We start from the raw sequence: 17,426 nt of genomic DNA, 5'->3' as shown, positions 1-17,426 counted from the left end.
GCCACTGATGATCAACAGGGGCGGCGCGACCGGCTGCCGTGGTGTTAGATGAGCGGCCACGGCAGCCAGACGAAGGATGTGTGGGCAGATGGACACGACGGGGACCGAGCCGGTACGGGCGTACCTCACCGCGACCGGCGAGCGGCTTCGCGCCGACGGTTGTGAGGTGCGGACCGAGGACTGGGGCGGCGTACCGGTGCTGATCGGCCACCGGGGCGATTTCCGGATGCGGTGGATGGCGACCAAGCTGCACCTGTTCACGGTGGCCGCGCCGGCGACGCTTGTCACGGCGGACGCCCTGCAGCGGTTCACCGCCACGGCGATGGACTACGTCCTGGCCCGCAAGGGGCAGCTGCGTGGCTTCCAGAACGGCGTGGCGGTGTTTCCCGCCCTGGTCGGCACCCAGGTCGAGCCGGCGGCCGCGGCGTGGGCACAGGGGGGTCAGCAGGTGAAGTTTGCAGCGGTGGCCCGACCGGTGGCGGTGGAGGTCGGCAGCGGCACGGCCAGCGCCTACCGCGGCAACCCGGTGCTCGGCTTCATCTACGCGGCCCACCTGCGCAGCAAGCTGAACGCGTACTTCCCGGTCGCCTGAGCGGTCCGGGTCGGACGGCGTGGGGCCCCGGCCACCCTGGGGTGGCCGGGGCCCCGGCCGTCCGACGGCTCGTCAGCGCTGCTCGACCTGGCCCCGGATGGTGACGAACTCGGCCTCCACCTGCTTGGCGGTCTTGAAGTAGACCACCACCATGCCCACGCTGCCGCGGTCGGCCCAGACGCACACGCCCAGCTGGATGTTCCCGGCGGCCTTGCCGTCGCCGCACTTCGCGTCGCCGCCGAGCGGGCCGGCCTCGACCACCGCCATGTTCGTCACGTTCAGCTCGGTGGAGAGCCCGGCGACAGCGGTGTCCAACTCCTTCTTGGGGTCCGTCATCAGACCGGACGCGGCGGCGATCATGACGAGGTCCTGCTTGATCGGGTCGCCGTAGAAGGCGCCGACAGTGCTCGTCTCGCCCTGCACCTCCGCCTTCATGTTGTTGACCAGATCATCGGCGGCCGCCTGCAACTGCGGGTCGGTGACCTTCGGCCGACCGGCCAGGGTCGCCGGCGCGACAACCCGGGTCTTGGTGGCGTCCACGGCCTCGCTCACCGGCCCCTTGAGAGCGAACCAGGCGACCGCCGCGCCGCCGAGGCAGAGCACCAGCACCACTGCCAACACGATCAGCACGATCTTGCCGACGTTCGACTTCTTCGCCGGAGGCGGACCGGCGGGCAGGTACGGCTGACCCGGCTGCGCGGGCGGGAACCCCTGCTGCTGCGGCGGCGGCCACCCACCGGGCTGCTGCGGCTGCCCCGGGTACTGCGGCTGCGGCTGGCCCGGATACTGCGACTGGCCCGGGTACTGCGGCTGGCCCGGGTACTGCGGCTGGCCTGGCTGCTGCGGCGGGTTGGGGGAGTCGTGCGGCGGGCCGTACGGGGTGGCCGGCGGCTGTGACATCAGTTAGCTCCAAGTCAGGGGTGCAAAGCGCGTGATCCTAACCCGGTGCGGCGACCGGTGATGTCCCTCGCGGGGAACGCCCCGGACGGCCGAGTGATCACAAACGGTCGCGGTGGTCGGCCATCCACGCGGGACGGTCCGACCACCGCGACGGTGGGCTGCGTGCTTCTCAGGCCGGCAGGCTCGCCACCCCGGTCGGCAGGAACCGCTTACCGGTGACCCGCTCGGAGGTGCCGGTGCGGTCCAGGTAGGGCGTCACACCACCCAGGTGGAACGGCCAGCCGGCACCCAGGATCATGCACAGGTCGATGTCCTGCGCCTCGGCGACCACGCCCTCGTCCAGCATCAGCCGGATCTCCTGCGCGAGCGCGTCGAGCGCGTTCTGGCGTACCTGCTCGGCGGTCAACGGCTGGTCACCGACGACGAGCAGCTTGGCCACCTCGTCGTTCACCTGGTCGTCGACCACGATCGGCTGCCCGGAGTCGGCGATCCGCTTGAGGTTCTCGCTGACACCGAACCGGTCCGGGTACGCCGCGTGCAGGGTCCCACCCACGTGGTACGCCACGGCCGGCCCGACCAGCTGCAGCAGTGCCAGCGGGCGCATCGGCAGGCCCAGCGGGTCCAGTGCGCTGTTCGCCACGTCCAGCGGGGTGCCGGCGTCGACGGCCGCGAAGACGGTGCCCAGGAAGCGGGTGAGCAGCCGGTTCACCACGAACGCCGGGGCGTCCTTGACCAGCACGCTCGACTTCTTGAGCTGCTTGCCGACAGCGAACGCGGTGGCCAGCGTGGCGTCGTCGGTGCGCTCACCGCGGACGATCTCCAACAGCGGCAGCACGGCGACCGGGTTGAAGAAGTGGAAGCCGACAACCCGCTCCGGGTGCTCCAGCTCGGCGGCCATCTCGGTGATCGACAGCGAGCTGGTGTTGGTGGCGAGCACCGCCTCCGGGGAGACGATCTTCTCCAACTCGGCCCAGACCTGCTTCTTGACGCCCAGGTCCTCGAAGACCGCCTCGATGACGAAGTCGGCGTCGGCGAAGGCGCTCTTGTCGACGGTGCCGCTGACCAGGCCGTACAGCTTGGCGGCGGTGCCCTTGTCCATCCGGCCCTTGGTGACGGCCTTCTCGATCTGGGTGTGCACGTAGCCGATGCCCTTGTCCACCCGGGACTGGTCCAGGTCGCTCATCACGACCGGCACCTGCAGGCGGCGGGCGAACAGCAGCGCCAACTGACTGGCCATCAGGCCCGCGCCGACGATGCCGACCTTGGTGATCGGTCGGGCCAGCCCCTTGTCCGGTGCGCCGGCCGGCCGCTTGGCCCGCCGCTGCACCAGGTCGAAGGCGTACAGGCCGCTACGCAGCTCCGCGGAGAAGATCAGGTCCGCGAGGGCCTCGTCCTCGGCGGCGGTGCCGGCGGCGAAGTCGCCGTCCTTCGCCATCTCCAGCAGGTCGAGGGCCTTGTTCGCGGCCGGGACCGCACCGTGCAGGCGCTGGTTCAGCGTCTCCCGGGCGAAGTAGAGCACGCCCGCCCACATGTCCTTGTCGACCTCGGGACGGGTCACCGTCACCCGACCGCGCACCACGTCGGCTGCCCACTCCAGGGACCGTTCCAGGAAGTCGGCCGGCTCCAGCAGTACGTCCGCGATGCCCAGCTCAGCGGCCTGCTTCGGCTTGAGCATCTTGTTCTGCATCAGCGGGTTCTGGATGATCACCTGGGTCGCGGCAGGGATGCCGATCAGGTTCGGCAGCAGTTGGGTGCCACCCCAGCCGGGCACCAGACCGAGGGAGACCTCGGGCAGCGCGAGGGCGCTCGCCCCACCGGAGAGCGTCCGGTAGTGGCAGTGCAGCGCCAACTCCAGGCCACCGCCCATCGCCGCGCCGTTGACGAACGCGAAGGTGGGGACCGTGCTGTCCTTGAGCCGGGCGAAGACCCGGTGACCGAGCCGGCCGATCTCCAGCGCCTGCGCGCGGTCGGCGAGCTGCGGCAGGCCCAGGATGTCCGCGCCCACCGAGAAGATGTACGGCTTGCCGGTGACCGCGACGAACGCCGGGTCGGCGGCGAGCGCGGCGGTGATCGCCTCGTCCAGGCTGACCAACCCACCCGGGCCGAAGGTGTTGGGCTTGGTGTGGTCGAAGCCGTTGTCGAGCGTGATCAGGGCGGCCGGGCGGTCCAGCCCCGGTACGTTCACCTGACGCAGCAGCGCCCTGGTGACGACCTCGTTCGGTGCCTTCACTTGTCGCCCTCCCAGTGCGGGTTCTCCCAGATCACGGTGCCGCCCATGCCGATGCCGATGCACATCGCGGTCACGCCGTAGCGGACCTCGGGGTGCTCGGCGAACTGGCGGGCGAGCTGCGTCATCAGCCGTACACCCGACGACGCGAGGGGATGGCCGATGGCGATCGCACCGCCCCACGGGTTGACCCGGGGGTCGTCGTCGGCGATGCCGAAGTGGTCGAGGAAGGCGAGCACCTGCACGGCGAACGCCTCGTTCAGCTCGAACAGGCCGATGTCGTCGATGGTCAGGCCGGCGAGACGCAGTGCCTTCTCCGTGGACGGGATCGGGCCGACGCCCATCACCTCCGGCTCCACCCCGACGAAACCGAACGACACCAGCCGCATGGCTACCGGCAGGCCCAGCTCGCGGGCGGTGGCCTCGTCGGCGAGCAGGCTCGCTGTGGCACCGTCGTTCAGGCCCGCCGCGTTACCCGCGGTGACCTTGCCGTGCGGGCGGAACGGGGTCTTCAGGGTGGCGAGCTTCTCCAGCGAGGTGTCCCGCGGGGCCTCGTCCACGGTGGCCAGGCCCCAGCCACCCTCCTCGTCGCGGATCGACATCGGCACCAGGTCGTCCTGGAGTTTGCCGTTGGCGTACGCCTTGGCGGTCTTCTGCTGCGAGGCGAGCGCGAACGCGTCGGTGCGCGCCTTGGTGATGTGCGGGACCAGGTCGTGCAGGTTCTCCGCGGTGGCGCCCATCACCAGCGCGGACGGGTCGACGAGCTTCTCCGCGATGATGCGCGGGTTGGGGTCGACGCCCTCGCCCATCGGGTGGTGTCCCATGTGCTCGACGCCGCCGGCGATGGCGACGTCGTACGCGCCCATGGCGATGCCGCTGGCCACGGTGGTCACGGCGGTCATCGCACCGGCACACATCCGGTCGATGGCGAAGCCCGGGACGGTCTTGGGCAGGCCGGCCAACAGGGCGGCGGTGCGGCCGATGGTGAGGCCCTGGTCGCCGATCTGGGTGGTGGCCGCGATGGCGACCTCCTCGACCCGCTCCGGGGGCAGCTGCGGGTTGCGCCGCAGCAGCTCACGGATACAGCGGATCACCAGGTCGTCGGCGCGGGTGTTGGCGTACATGCCACCCGCCTTGCCGAACGGGGTACGGACGCCGTCGACGAAGACGACATCCCGAACTTCACGGGGCACTTGGGCCTCCTTCTCGACCATCATTCGGCTTCCGCGCCGCCGGGCGGCGCTCCGGGCCGAACAGCTGTCGGCCGGCACGGGCACGTTCCATCGAATGCTACTCGCCAGTAACCAAGCCCGTCCCAACCCCCCGCTGTGGCCCACCCCACACCCCATCCCACCCGCGCCCTCCCACCGCGCGCTCCCACCCCGCCCCCGCGTGCGTCGCGCGCCCGCCCTCGCCCTCCGTTGATCATGAAGTTGTTGTCGCGACACGCCGATGCGGGTGGCAACAACTTCATGATCAACCGGCGGGGGCGGGTCGGTGGGGGGTGGGTCGGTGGTGGGGTTAGGGGAGGGTGGGGGGTGGAGGGGTCAGGGCTTCGGTGAGGTCGGGGGTTAGGAGGCCGATCTGCCATTCGCGGGCGTTGAGGCCACGCAGGGTTTCCGCGACCGTCTCCTCGGTGAGCACCTCCGGCGGGGTCCAGGCCAGCCGACGGATCGAATCCGGGGTGATCAGGTTTTCCGGCGGGAGGTTGTGCGCACCGGCGATGCGGATCACCACCTCCCGGCAGCGGGCCAGTCGACCGGCCGCCACCGGGTCGCGTTCGGCCCAACGGTGCGGCGGGGGCGGGCCCTCCACCGCCGGGGCGACCGGGAGCGAGTCGTCCGGCAGTTGCCGGGCGTCGTCGAGGGCGGCGAGCCAGGTGCGGGCCAACCGACGAACCGACCGACCACCGAAACCGGGCAGGGTCAGCAGGGTCTTCTCGTCCTTCGGGTCCAACTCGGCAGCCGCGATGATCGCCGAGTCGGGCAACACCCGGCCGGGCGCGGCGTCCCGCCGGGAAGCGATCTGGTCCCGGGCGTACCACATCGAGCGGACCCGGGCCTGGGCCCGCGCTCCGCGCAGCCGGTGGATGCCGGAGGTACGCCGCCAGGGCTCCGCCCGGACCCGCGGCGGGCGCGCCCCGGTGCGAACCAGCGCGGCGAACTCCTCCGCGGCCCAGGCCGACTTGCCCTGTCGGGTCAGCTCGGCGTCGAGCGCGTCGCGCAGGTCGGTGAGCAGCTCCACGTCGAGGGCCGCGTACGTCAGCCACGACTCGGGCAGCGGTCGGCTCGACCAGTCGGCGGCCGAGTGGTGCTTCTCCAGGGTGAACCCCAGCAACTGCTCGGTGAGCGCGGCCAGCCCGACCCGCTCGAAGCCCGCCAGCCGGGCCGCCAGCTCCGTGTCGAACAGCCGGCGCGGGCGCAGCCCCACCTCGGCCAGGCAGGGCAGATCCTGGCTGGCCGCATGGAGCACCCACTCGGCGTCCCCGATCGCCGCGTCAAGCGCGCTGAGGTCCGGCAGTGGCAGCGGGTCGATGAGCGCCGTACCCGCGCCGGCCCGGCGTAGCTGCACCAGATAGGCGCGCTGGCTGTAGCGGTAGCCGGAGGCGCGCTCGGCGTCCAGGGCGACGGGGCCGCTGCCCGCCGCGAAGCGGGCCACGACCTCGGCAAGCTCGGCCGGGGCGGCCACCGGATCGGGGGTGCCGTCACGCGGGGCGGTAAGCGGAACGGGCCCACCGTCGGTCGGGTCGACCCCGTCGTCCGCCGGCTGCGGCTGGGCCGACGGCGGTTGCTGGGGTGCGGTTCCCGGGAGTGCTTCGGCGGGCCGACGGCGCTGGGGTGGTTCGTCGGTCACCTGCCAACCCTAGTGCGCGCGGTGAACCGGCGGGTGCAGCCGGTCCGGCGTGTGACGGTCAGGTGTCCACGAGGTGTCCCCGTGGATACCGGACGTTCCAGCGGACAAAGCCCGTTCGTGCTGCTAGGTGCCATCGAACCGCGTCCTCCCGTGACCGCCCGCCCCTGACCGGTGCGATCAGGCTGCGCCGGCCGCCCGGCGGTCGGACAGGGCGGTGACCCCCGGTGGGGGCAGGCCAGCCGTGGAGGCGAGCAGCGTGCACCAGCCGAGCAGGTGCGGGGTCAGCTCGTCGTCGACGGGCGTCCACGAGGCGCGGATCTCGATGTCGCCGACGGTCGGTGGGCCGGCGAGGTCACCGAACCGGGTCGACATGGTCTGTGTCACAGTGCCGCCGATCGCCCGGTGGCCGGCACCCTGGGCGTCCAACGCGTCGGTAAGCCACGTCCAGCCGACACCGGGCAGCAGCGGGTCGGCGGCCAGGTCGACCTCCAACTCGGCGGTCACGTAGGTGACCAACCGCAGGGTGCCCTGCCACGCCTCGTGGCCGACGGGGTTGTGCAGCAGGATCAACCGGCCGGTCGCCACCTCGTCGCCGTCGCGCAGCACTGTCGCGGAGAGCGCGAACGCGTACGGGGCCAGCCGCTGGGGGGCACCGACCTCCTCCAGCGTGATCTCCGGCCGGGGGGTCGCCGATCGCAACCCGGCGACCGCGCGGGCGAACGTCTCCGGGAGCGCGATCGGGGGGGCCATGTCCGCAGCCTATGCCGCAGTCGGCCGCCGGCTTCGACGGCGCGCCGACACCCGTGCGCCGCCGGAGGCCCTCAGCTGTCGCTCTTCCCTTCACCCCAGGTGGGGTGGGGGTGGTGGGCGTGGCACGATTGCGGCGATGACCACGGACACCACGGGCACTGTCGCCCGAGACGGAGAACCCCGCCCCGGCGGACCGGCCGACTCGCCCTTCGTCAGGGCCTGCCAGCGCCGGCCCGGCCCGCACACCCCGGTCTGGTTCATGCGCCAGGCGGGTCGCTCGCTGCCGGAATACCGGGAGATCCGGGCGTCCGTGCCGATGCTCGAGTCCTGCCGCCGCCCGGAGTTGGTCACCGAGATCACGCTCCAGCCGGTGCGCCGGCACGGCGTGGACGCCGCGATCCTGTTCAGCGACATCGTGGTGCCGGTCGCGGCGGCCGGTGTCGACCTGGACATCGTGCCGGGCACCGGCCCGGTGGTCGCCGAGCCGGTCCGCACCGTCGCCGACGTCGAGCGGATCCGCCCCATCACCCGCGACGACGTCCCGTACGTGGACGAGGCCGTCCGGCAACTGGTGTCCGAGCTGGGCGACACCCCGCTCATCGGTTTCGCCGGTGCGCCGTTCACCCTGGCCAGCTACCTGGTCGAGGGTGGGCCGTCGCGGACCCACGCGAAGACCAAGGCCCTGATGTACGGCAACCCGGAGCTGTGGCACACGCTCTGCGGCCGGCTGGCCGAGATGACGCTCGCCTTCCTGCGGGTGCAGATCGAGGCCGGCGTGTCGGCCGTGCAGCTGTTCGACTCGTGGGCGGGCGCGTTGTCCGAGGCCGACTACCGCCGTTACGTGCTGCCGCACTCCAGCGCCGTGCTGAGCGGGCTGGCTGACGCCGGGGTGCCGCGGATCCACTTCGGGGTGGGCACCGCCGAACTGCTCGGCGCGATGGGCGAGGCCGGCGCGGACGTGGTCGGCGTCGACTGGCGTACCCCGCTGGACGTGGCCACCCACCGGATCGGCCCGGACAAGGCGGTGCAGGGCAACCTGGACCCGGCCGTGCTGTTCGCGCCGTGGCCGGTGGTCGAGGCCGAGGTGCGCCGCATCCTGGAGCAGGGCAGGGCGGCCCCCGGGCACGTGTTCAACCTCGGCCACGGGGTGCTGCCGGAGACCGACCCGGAGGTGTTGACCCGGGTGGTCGCGCTGGTGCACGAGCTTTCCAGCCGCCGGGCCGACCAGGGCTGACACGGTGACGCGGCAGCCCTGGCGGGTGGCGGTGGTCGGCGGCGGGATCGCCGGGTTGGCCGCCGCGGTCCGCCTGCGCGACCGCGCACCGGCCGGCACCGAGATCACCGTGTACGAGCAGTCCGGCGCGCTGGGCGGCAAGCTCCGTACCGGGGAGCTGGCCGGCCAGCCTGTGGAGTTCGGAGCCGAGTCGTTCCTGATGCGGGACCCGGCCGGGGCGGAGTCCGCAGCGGTGGCCCTGATCCGGCGGCTCGGGTTGGCCGACCGGATCGTGCACCCGACGGTGGGCCAGGCCGCGCTCGTCATCGACGGTGGGCTGCGCCCCATCCCGGGCGGCACCCTGGTGGGCGTACCCGGGGATCTGGATCGGGTGACAGCGGTCGCCCGCCCGGCCGCGGATGCCGACACCGACGACGGGCGGCCACTCGTCGGACCGGACGCGGACGTCGCGGTGGGCGCGCTGGTCCGGTCCCGGTTCGGCGACGAGGTGGTCGAGCGGCTTGTCGACCCGATGCTGGGCGGCGTGTACGCGGGCCGCGCCGACGATCTCTCCCTGGTCACGACGATGCCGGCGCTGGCCCGTGCGGCCCGGGTGGAGCACACCCTGACCGGCGCGGTCCGGGCCGCGCAGGCCGCCGCGCCGCGCGCTCCCGGCGCTCCGGTCTTCGGCACCCTGGTCGGTGGGCTGGGCACCCTGGTCGAGGCCGCCGTGGCAGCCAGCGGCGCGACGGTACGGCGGGACGCCGCCGTCCGCGAGGTGACCCGGACCGAGACAGGTTGGCGGCTCACCGTCGGCCCGACCCGTGACCCGGAATTCGTGGACGTGGACGCCGTGGTGCTGGCGGTGCCGGCGCGACCGGCGGCCCGGCTGCTCGCGGGCCCGGCCCCGGCGGCCGCGGCGGTTGTCGGGGAGTTGGACTACGCGAGCGTCGCGCTTGTCACGCTGGCGCTACCCGAACCGCGACTGCCCGAGTTGTCCGGCTTTCTGGTGCCCAGCACCGAGGGCCTGCTGACCAAGGCGGCGACCTTCTTCACCACCAAGTGGGGGCACCTGCGCCGGCCGGACGGGGTGGCGTTGGTGCGCGCCTCGGTGGGCCGCTATGGCGAGGAGGCACATCTGCAACGCCCCGACGCGGACCTGGCGGCCACCGTGCACCGGGAGCTGTCGGCGGTGCTCGGCACCCCGTTGCCCGCCCCGGTCGACGGTCACGTGCAGCGGTGGGGCGGGGCGCTGCCGCAGTACACCCCGGGGCACGCCGACCGGGTCGCCACCGCCCGGGCGGCGCTACGGGCCGCGTGCCCCACAGTGGTCCTGGCCGGCGCCGGTTACGACGGCGTCGGCATTCCGATCTGCGTCCGCTCCGGCGAGACGGCGGCCGACGAGATCATCACAGCACTTGGAGGATCGGCGAGATGACCGAGCAGACAAACGCGGCCCGGCTGCGGGAGCTGAACGACAGCATCCGCTACACCATGTGGTCGGTGTTCCGGGCCAGCGCCCCGCTGCCGTCGCTGCGCGACAACGTCACGGGTGAGGTCGAGTCCCTCTTCGAGGAGCTGGCCGGCAAGGACGTGGTGGTCCGCGGCGTGTACGACGTCGCCGGCCTGCGCGCCGACGCCGACGTGATGATCTGGTGGCACTCCGCGTCGAGCGACGCGCTGCAGGACGCGTACCTGCGGTTCCGCCGCACCACGCTGGGGCGGGCGCTGACCCCGGTCTGGTCGCAGATGGCGCTGCACCGGCCGGCGGAGTTCAACAAGAGCCACATCCCGGCGTTCCTGGCCGGCGAGGAGGCCCGCCCCTACATCTGCGTGTACCCGTTCATCCGCTCCTACGAGTGGTACCTGCTGCCCGACGCCGAGCGGCGCGAGATGCTGGCCGAGCACGGCAAGATGGCCCGCGGCTACCCGGACGTACGCGCCAACACGGTGGCCTCGTTCGCGCTTGGCGACTACGAGTGGATGCTCGCCTTCGAGGCGGACGAGCTGCACCGGATCGTCGACCTGATGCGGGACCTGCGCGCCTCCGGCGCCCGCCGGCACGTCCGTGAGGAGGTCCCGTTCTACACGGGCCGCCGCCGCTCGGTCGCCGAGATCGTCAACTGCCTGGTCTGACGCCCGCCGGCCGGCGCCGCACCCCCGCCCGGGTGCGGCACCGGCCGGGGATCAACTGGTCGTCGTGCAGGAGACCAGCGGAACCGGGTTGCTGCCGTTCCACGAGCCGAGGAATCCGAACGTGGTGCTCGCGCCGGCGGCGAGGGTGCCGTTGTGGTTGGCGTTGCGGGCGGTGACCAGCGTGCCGTTGGTGCTGACCGTCGCGTTCCACGACGAGGTGACCTGCTGGCCGTTGTTGTAGTTCCAGCTCACCGACCAGCCTCGGGTGGGCGAGCCGCCCGCTGTCACCTTCACCTCGGCCTGGAAGCCGCCGGACCACTGGCCGGTGACCTGGTACGTCGCCGAGCAGGCCCCAGCCGGCGGCGGGGTGGTCGGCGGCGGGGTGGTGGGCGGCGGGGTGGTCGGCGGAGGAGTGGTGGGCGGGGGCGTGGTGGGCGGCGGGGTCGTCGGCGGCGGCGTCGTCGGGTTGCTCGTGCCCCCGAAGGTGACGTCGCTGCACAGGTAGTACGACTGGTCCAGGTGGCTGGCCTGCCAGACGGTGTAGACGATGTGCCGTCCGGTGCGCCCGGACGCGTTCACCGGGATCTGGATGGAGACGCCACCGGTGTCCGGGTTCCACTGGGAGGCCGGAGTGTTACCGATCTGACCGGCCAACTCCAGGTCGTCCCAGCCGAGCGGCTCGGTGAGCGCGTCGAAGCCCTGCTTGGTCACGTACACCCGGATGTAGTCGGCGCCGTGACTGGCCTGGTCGAAGAAGCGCAGCCGGAAGTTGTTCGACACCGATGTGGTCTTCCACGCGCCGATGGTGTCCAACGAGTTGTAGCGCGGGCTCTGGGTGCGCCCGCCGCTGCACAGTTGGCCGTTCGGCACGGCGGCCTGGTGGTTACCGCCCACGCCCTCGCGGAACAGGCCGTTCCAGTTCCACATGGCGGCCGGGTCGGCCTGCCAGGCCTGCCAGCACATCGGGTCTTCAGTGGCCATCCGAGGGTTCTGGAAGTCGCCACCCCAACGTTGCCAACAGCTGTAGTTGCGCGAGGGCGGGTCGACGACCGACCCGTGCGCCGAGGCAGGCTTGGCCTGCATGGTGTTCAGTGCGGTCGTCAACAGGAGCGTGCTGGTCGCCGCGATGGCGAGCAACCAGAGCACGCGTCGTGATCGGGTGAGAGTGGACATGGAGCCCCCGGGGGGATGAGGTCGGACGACGACACCCGGATCGACGGGAGTTGCCCACTCCCGCGCCTAGTCGCTGGCTCCTGCGACGTTTCTACCCGGAACCATGCCAGTTAGATCGTCACCCGTCAATGACGTCGCGGCGCATCGGGGTGTGCGGAATGCCGTCCTCGACGTACTCCGGGCCGCTCACCGCGAAGCCGTGCCGGGTGTAGAAGGCGACCAGGTGCGACTGGGCCTCCAGCACGCAGGACCGGTTGCCCACCACCTCCAGCGCCGCGCTCATCAGCCGGCCGGCGTGCCCGCCGCCGCGCGCCTGCGGGGCGACCACCACCCGACCGATCCGGGCGGTGCCGTCCGGGTCGACCAGGATCCGCAGGTACGCCAGCGGCGGGCCGCCGTCGGTCAGCCAGAGATGCCGGGTGCCCGGCTCCACGTCGCGTCCGTCGAGTTCCGGGTAGGGGCAGTGCTGTTCGACAACGAACACGTCGATGCGCAGTTTGAGCAGGTCGTGGAAGGTGCGGGCGTTGAGGTCGGCGAAGGACGCCGTCCGGAGTTCGGTGGTCTGCTGGGGCACCCACCGATGGTAGGCCCGTCAGGGATTGTCCGGCCGTGGTGCCAGGTAGGTGGCGGCCACGGCGGTGAGCAACAGCACGCCGCCGACGATGACCGGCAGCGGGAGTGGCTCGTGCAGCAGCGCCACCGCCAGCGCCGCGGCGGTGAGCGGTTCGAGCAGGGTCAGCACGGCGGCGACGCTGCCCGGGGTGGTACGCAGCCCGGCGTAGAACAACGCGTACGCCAGTGCGGTGGTGACCACGCCGAGGTGCAGCAGCAGGGTCACGGTGTCCAGGCGTACCGGCACGCCGACCCCGGCGACAACTGCGAACGGCGCGAGGGTCAGCGCACCGACCACTGTGGATATGGTGGTGAGCGTCATCGGTGCGGTGTGCTGCGAGACGTTCCGGCTGATCAGGGTGGTCACCGCGTACCCGAGGCCGGAGCCGGCCGCGGCGAGCAGGCCGAACAGTGGTGCGGGCGCCGCAGCGCTCGGGTCGGCGGTGGCGCCGGTGATCAGGGCGAGACCGACCACGGCCGCGACAAGGGTGCCCAGTCGCAGCGGGCCGGGCAGGCGTCGGGCGCGCACCGACTCCCAGGCCGCGGCGAGCACCGGGGCCAGGCCCAGGCTGACGACGGTGGCGACGCTGACCCCGGACCACGCCACCGCGGCGAAGTAGAGCGCCTGGTAGAGGCCGAGACCGAGGCCGGTGAGCAGCAGCGGTACGGGTGCCGCGCGCAGGGCGGACCGGAGTGTGCCGAGCCGGCCGACGGTGCACAGCAGGAGCACCAGCGCGGCGATCGCGAGACGATGGAACCCGATGCTCACCGGGCTGAGCCCGGTGCTGTCGCGCAGGAGTTGCACCGCCACGCCGGTGGTGCCCCACAGCACGCCGGTGACGGTGATCTGGATCAGGCCGGTGCGGGCCGGACTGGCGGCAGTGGCCGAGGCGGCCGACGGCACGGTACGGGTAAGGGACACGGAGCGCTCCGATGGGTGAGCCGTTGACGGGGACGACGTCGACGGAGCGCGTACGGAAAGGGGCCGAGCCGGGTCGGTCACCCGGTCGGCGAGGGCACGGCGCTCCGGTCAGGAGCGCGGTGGGGGAAGAACACCCAGCGGTGGCCGCATGGCGACGACCGTACCGCAGGACGGTGGGACCGGGCGCGGCCTTTCTGGCCCGCGCGGCCAGGCCGGCGGTCGAGCCGGGCGGTCAGGTCGGGCCGGCGGTCAGGCCGGGCGGCCGGGCCGGGCCGGATGGACGGTCAGGCCGGGCGGGCGCCGACGGCGTCGCGGATCTCGGCGCCCTCGGCGCCCTCGACCGCGCGGGCGCAGTGTCCGCAACAGAAGAAGCGGCCGTTGACCTCCACGCCGTGCCCGACGATCTTCACCTGGCAGTGCTCGCAGATCGGTGCCATCCGGTGGATCGCGCACTCGAACGAGTCGAAGGTGTGCACGTCGCCGCTGACCGTGTGCACCTCGAACGCCATCCAGTAGTCGTTGCCGCAGACCTCGCACGTGGCCATGGTCAACCTCCCTATTACGACATCCGACTCAGAATGCCCGCAATGCGGACGCACCTGCACCGAAATGCCGTTCTTCGGCGGTCGGGGCGGCGTGTCGGCTCCGGCGTGTTGTGCGTTGTGCCAGGTGAACCGCCGCAACCCCCGGGAGGGCCACAGTGATCAAGCGCAACAAGCTCTTCGGCAACCAGACCCGGGTGACCTTCTGTCTTCCCCGGGATTCCCCGCCCGGTCCGGTGAGCGTCGTCGGCTCCTTCAACGACTGGGAGCCGGGTCGACACGAGTTGGTGGTCCGCCGCGACGGCATGCGGACGGTCACCGTGAAGCTGCCGCCGGGGGAGTACGTGTTTCGATACCTCGCCGCCGGCGGCGTCTGGTTGGACGACGAGTCGGCCGACCGGGTCGACGACCGGGGCAGCCTGCTCCGCCTCTGACGGCAGAGTCGTCGCCATCGATTGATTTATTGATGGGAGTCTTTACTGTTAACAATGTTTAAATTATGTTGGGGGGCACCCACCGGACCCTGGAGAAGGAGCCGCCCCGATGCGTCGAAGAATCACCATCCCGCTGGTGGCGGCCGGTGCTGTCGCCGCCACCCTCACCGTCGCCGCCCCCGCGCAGGCGCACGGCTACGTCTCCGCACCGCCCAGCCGGCAGGCGCTCTGCGCTCAGGGCCGGGTGCCCGACTGCGGGCAGATCAGGTACGAGCCGCAGAGCGTCGAGGGGCCCAAGGGTCTGCGCAGCTGCAACGCCGGCATCGCCCAGTTCGCCGTCCTCAACGACGACAGCCGGGGCTGGCCGGCCACCTCGGTCGGCACTTCGCTGACCTTCACCTGGGTGAACACCGCCCGCCACGCCACAAGCAACTGGGAATACTGGATCGGCAACACCCGGGTCGGTGTGGTCAACGGCAACGGCCAGCAGCCGGGCGCGACCGTCTCGCACACCGTCAACCTGGGCGGCTTCTCCGGACGGCAGAAGATCCTCGCGGTGTGGAACATCTCCGACACCGCCAACGCCTTCTACTCCTGCATCGATGTGCAGATCGGCGGCGGAGGCGGGCCGGCCCCCACCCCCACGCCGAGCGCCTCACCCACCCCACGGCCCACCCCGACCGTCAGCCCGAGCACGACGCCCGCCCCGGGCGGCAGCTGGACGCCCGGCCGCGCGTACCAGGTCGGTGACCAGGTCACCTTCGACGGACGGACGTACCGCTGCCGGCAGGCCCACACGGCGATCCTCGGCTGGGAGCCGCCGAACGTACCGGCGCTCTGGTTGCAGGTCTGACCGCCCGGGTGTGGCCACCTGTCGCACCCGTGTCGCCGTCCCCACGTGAACGGAGCACCAGGCATGCCCGGTCGTACCCGTCTGGTGTCGCTTGTCGCGGCGTTGCTGCTCACCGGCGCCTGCGGCGGCTCACCCACGTCGAGCCCGCCGCTCGTGCCGCAACCGGGCCCCACGTCCCCGGCCGGAACGGCGTCGCCCGGATCCGGGTCCGGGGGCGCCGGGTCCGCGCCGGAGGCGATGAGCGGGATCGACGTGGTCTTCCTGACCACGATGGTCGGGCACAGCGAACGCACCCTGCAGATCGTCGCGCTGGCTCGGGGTCGGGTGCGCGACGATGCGCTGCGCACCCTGGCCGCCGCCATCGAGGCGACCGAGGCCGACGAGTTGGCAGTGATGCGCGGCTGGTTGTCCACTGCCGGGCCGGGTGCCGGCGCGGGCGCGCACCAGCACGAAGGGCACGGCGACGACGCCGCGCTCGACCGGCTGCGGACCGCGCCGGACGCGGACGTCGACCGGGCACTGCGCGAGGTGCTCGCCGATCACCAGCGGGCCGCCGCCGACCTGGCCCGGTCCCAGGTCGGCGTCGGCCGCGACGCGCAGGTCCGCGACCTGGCCCGACGGATCGAGCAGTCCCGGACCGCCGAGGTCGAGCTGCTTCGGGGTACGCCGTGAGCGCGCGTCACCGCACCCAAGCCGCTCAGGTCAGCGGGGTTCCAGCCGGACCGAGATCGAGTTGACGCAGTGTCGGGTGTCCTTCGGGGTGAAACCCTCGCCGTGGAAGACGTGCCCGAGATGGCTGTCGCAGCGGGCGCAGCGGATCTCGGTGCGGGCCATACCGAGGCTGCGGTCCTCGATCTCCTTCACCCGGCCCGGGATGGCGTCGTCGAAGCTCGGCCACCCACAGTGCGAATCGAACTTGGTGTCGCTGGAAAAGAGCTCAAGCCCGCAGGCGCGGCAGTGGTAGACCCCCTGGGTCTTGGTGTCCACGTACTCGCCCACCCAGGGGCGTTCGGTGCCGGCCTCCCGCAGGACGTGAAATTCCTCGGGGGTCAACCGGACCCGCCACTCGTCTTCGGTGCGGGGCAACTCGTTGTCGTCAAGACTCACCCGTCAACGGTACGTCGAACGTCGGAGGCGTGGCATAAGGTCGCGAGATGGCGGGCACCAAGGCAGCGGTCACCGAGGTCGAGGTGGCCGGGCACACCGTACGGCTGAGCAGCCCGGACCGGGTGATCTTCCCCCAGCGGGGCTTCACCAAGGCGGACGTCTTCCACTACTACCTCGCGGTGGGCGACGGGATCATGCGCGCCCTGCGGGAGCGGCCCACCACCCTGCAACGCTTCCCCGAGGGCGTCGAGGGCGAGGCGTTCTTCCAGAAGCGGGTGCCCACCCGAGGCGTGCCGCCCTGGGTGACGACCGCGCAGATCACCTTTCCCAGCGGTCGCAGCGCCGCGGAGCTGTGCCCGGCCGATCTGGCGCACGTGGCCTGGGCGGCGCAGATGGGCACCATCGTCTTCCACCCGTGGCCGGTGCGCGCCGCCGACGCCGACCGACCCGACGAGCTGCGCATCGACCTGGATCCGCAGCCCGGCACCGACTTCGCCGACGCGGCGCGGGCCGCCGCGGAGGTCCGCGCGCTCCTCGACGAGCTGGGCGTGACCGGTTGGCCGAAGACCTCCGGTGGCCGGGGTGTGCACGTCTACCTGCGCATCCAGCCCCGGTGGACGTTCACCGAGGTGCGCCGGGCCACCATCGCGCTGGCCCGCGAGGTGGAGCGTCGCCAGCCCGACCTGGTCACCACCGCCTGGTGGAAGGAGGAGCGCGGCAGCCGGGTCTTCGTCGACTTCAACCAGATGGCCCGGGACCGGACGATCGCCTGCGCGTACTCGCTGCGGGCCAACGCCCGGGCCACCGTCTCGACCCCGGTCAGCTGGGACGAGCTGCCCGACGTCGACCCGGACGACTTCGACCTGCGTACCGTGCCGGCCCGGCTCGCCGAGCGCGGCGACCCGCACGCCGGCATCGACGACGCCCCGTGGGACATCACCCCACTGTTGGAGTGGGCCGACCGGGACGCCGCCGCCGGCCTGGGCGACCTGCCGTACCCGCCGGACCACCCGAAGATGCCCGGCGAGCCCAAACGGGTGCAGCCGAGCCGCGCCAAGCGCGCCCCGGAGGGCGAGAGCGCCTGAGCGCGCTGGGTGCCGGCTGCCCGGGGC

Annotated in this window: 18 protein-coding genes; 8 read left to right on the top strand and 10 right to left on the bottom strand. The window is 72.2% G+C overall.

Annotated features, from left to right (window positions below; genetic code table 11):
• The first annotated feature begins 88 nt into the window (after positions 1-88).
• Positions 89-592: a levansucrase gene (locus AB0B86_RS09875; RefSeq protein WP_357408117.1), complete on the top strand. Its 504-nt coding sequence runs from the start codon at positions 89-91 to the stop codon at positions 590-592.
• Positions 593-664: 72 nt separating this feature from the next.
• Here AB0B86_RS09875 and AB0B86_RS09870 read toward each other — a convergent pair whose 3' ends face one another.
• The 5 genes from AB0B86_RS09870 to AB0B86_RS09850 form a co-directional block, all read right to left on the bottom strand.
• Positions 665-1,492, bottom strand: a complete 828-nt coding sequence (locus tag AB0B86_RS09870) for a hypothetical protein (RefSeq protein ID WP_357408115.1) — start codon at positions 1,490-1,492, stop codon at positions 665-667.
• Between the two features lie 169 nt (positions 1,493-1,661).
• Positions 1,662-3,722 (bottom strand): 3-hydroxyacyl-CoA dehydrogenase NAD-binding domain-containing protein, encoded by a 2,061-nt coding sequence (locus tag AB0B86_RS09865; RefSeq protein ID WP_357408113.1) that lies wholly within the window; start codon positions 3,720-3,722, stop codon positions 1,662-1,664.
• On the bottom strand, positions 3,719-4,912 hold the full coding sequence (locus tag AB0B86_RS09860; RefSeq protein WP_357408111.1) for a thiolase family protein: 1,194 nt from the start codon (positions 4,910-4,912) through the stop codon (positions 3,719-3,721). The genes AB0B86_RS09865 and AB0B86_RS09860 overlap by 4 nt, the downstream gene beginning before the upstream one ends.
• Before the next feature lie 328 nt (positions 4,913-5,240).
• The gene (locus AB0B86_RS09855) at positions 5,241-6,572 is read right to left on the bottom strand and encodes a ribonuclease D (RefSeq protein ID WP_357408109.1); all 1,332 of its coding nucleotides are present in this window, start codon (positions 6,570-6,572) and stop codon (positions 5,241-5,243) included.
• 177 nt (positions 6,573-6,749) lie between these two features.
• A complete protein-coding gene (locus AB0B86_RS09850; protein WP_357408107.1) occupies positions 6,750-7,322 on the bottom strand; it encodes a DUF3000 domain-containing protein in 573 nt (190 codons plus the stop codon).
• A gap of 136 nt (positions 7,323-7,458) precedes the next feature.
• Between AB0B86_RS09850 and hemE the strand changes: the two genes are divergently transcribed.
• From hemE to hemQ, 3 genes are read left to right on the top strand one after another with little or no spacing between them, the layout of a single operon-like run.
• The gene (gene hemE, locus AB0B86_RS09845; protein ID WP_357408104.1) at positions 7,459-8,556 is read left to right on the top strand and encodes a uroporphyrinogen decarboxylase; all 1,098 of its coding nucleotides are present in this window, start codon (positions 7,459-7,461) and stop codon (positions 8,554-8,556) included.
• A 4-nt stretch (positions 8,557-8,560) separates the two neighbouring features.
• Positions 8,561-9,973, top strand: a complete 1,413-nt coding sequence (gene hemG / locus AB0B86_RS09840) for a protoporphyrinogen oxidase (RefSeq protein WP_357417218.1) — start codon at positions 8,561-8,563, stop codon at positions 9,971-9,973.
• Positions 9,970-10,671 (top strand): hydrogen peroxide-dependent heme synthase, encoded by a 702-nt coding sequence (hemQ, locus tag AB0B86_RS09835; RefSeq protein WP_357408100.1) that lies wholly within the window; start codon positions 9,970-9,972, stop codon positions 10,669-10,671. The genes hemG and hemQ overlap by 4 nt, the downstream gene beginning before the upstream one ends.
• Before the next feature lie 51 nt (positions 10,672-10,722).
• Here hemQ and AB0B86_RS09830 read toward each other — a convergent pair whose 3' ends face one another.
• The 4 genes from AB0B86_RS09830 to AB0B86_RS09815 all read right to left on the bottom strand — a co-directional run bounded on the left by AB0B86_RS09830 (position 10,723) and on the right by AB0B86_RS09815 (position 13,923).
• Entirely contained in the window at positions 10,723-11,844 is a 1,122-nt protein-coding gene (locus AB0B86_RS09830; protein WP_357417215.1) for a lytic polysaccharide monooxygenase, read from the bottom strand.
• 118 nt (positions 11,845-11,962) lie between these two features.
• On the bottom strand, positions 11,963-12,418 hold the full coding sequence (locus AB0B86_RS09825) for a GNAT family N-acetyltransferase (RefSeq protein ID WP_357417213.1): 456 nt from the start codon (positions 12,416-12,418) through the stop codon (positions 11,963-11,965).
• Positions 12,419-12,436: 18 nt separating this feature from the next.
• Entirely contained in the window at positions 12,437-13,378 is a 942-nt protein-coding gene (locus AB0B86_RS09820; RefSeq protein ID WP_357417209.1) for an EamA family transporter, read from the bottom strand.
• 284 nt (positions 13,379-13,662) lie between these two features.
• Positions 13,663-13,923 (bottom strand): Prokaryotic metallothionein, encoded by a 261-nt coding sequence (locus AB0B86_RS09815; RefSeq protein WP_355051720.1) that lies wholly within the window; start codon positions 13,921-13,923, stop codon positions 13,663-13,665.
• Positions 13,924-14,078: 155 nt separating this feature from the next.
• Here AB0B86_RS09815 and AB0B86_RS09810 point away from each other — a divergent pair, with 155 nt between their 5' ends.
• The 3 genes from AB0B86_RS09810 to AB0B86_RS09800 all read left to right on the top strand — a co-directional run bounded on the left by AB0B86_RS09810 (position 14,079) and on the right by AB0B86_RS09800 (position 15,879).
• The gene (locus AB0B86_RS09810) at positions 14,079-14,354 is read left to right on the top strand and encodes a glycoside hydrolase (protein WP_357408092.1); all 276 of its coding nucleotides are present in this window, start codon (positions 14,079-14,081) and stop codon (positions 14,352-14,354) included.
• A 109-nt stretch (positions 14,355-14,463) separates the two neighbouring features.
• Entirely contained in the window at positions 14,464-15,207 is a 744-nt protein-coding gene (locus AB0B86_RS09805) for a lytic polysaccharide monooxygenase (protein WP_357408090.1), read from the top strand.
• 63 nt (positions 15,208-15,270) lie between these two features.
• Entirely contained in the window at positions 15,271-15,879 is a 609-nt protein-coding gene (locus tag AB0B86_RS09800) for a DUF305 domain-containing protein (RefSeq protein ID WP_357417206.1), read from the top strand.
• Between the two features lie 30 nt (positions 15,880-15,909).
• On the opposite strand, the gene msrB is transcribed toward AB0B86_RS09800, so the two are convergent.
• Positions 15,910-16,314 (bottom strand): peptide-methionine (R)-S-oxide reductase MsrB, encoded by a 405-nt coding sequence (gene msrB, locus AB0B86_RS09795; protein ID WP_357408085.1) that lies wholly within the window; start codon positions 16,312-16,314, stop codon positions 15,910-15,912.
• A gap of 47 nt (positions 16,315-16,361) precedes the next feature.
• On the opposite strand from msrB, the gene ligD reads away from it, so the two are divergent.
• Complete coding sequence (ligD, locus tag AB0B86_RS09790) at positions 16,362-17,399, top strand: non-homologous end-joining DNA ligase (protein ID WP_357408083.1); 1,038 nt, start codon at positions 16,362-16,364, stop codon at positions 17,397-17,399.
• The last annotated feature ends 27 nt before the right edge of the window (positions 17,400-17,426 follow it).

This window comes from Micromonospora sp. NPDC049047, assembly GCF_040649135.1.
Lineage (GTDB): Bacteria > Actinomycetota > Actinomycetes > Mycobacteriales > Micromonosporaceae > Micromonospora.
The sequence above is the reverse complement of the archived record's forward strand: the minus strand, read 5'-3'. Positions and strand labels throughout refer to the sequence as shown.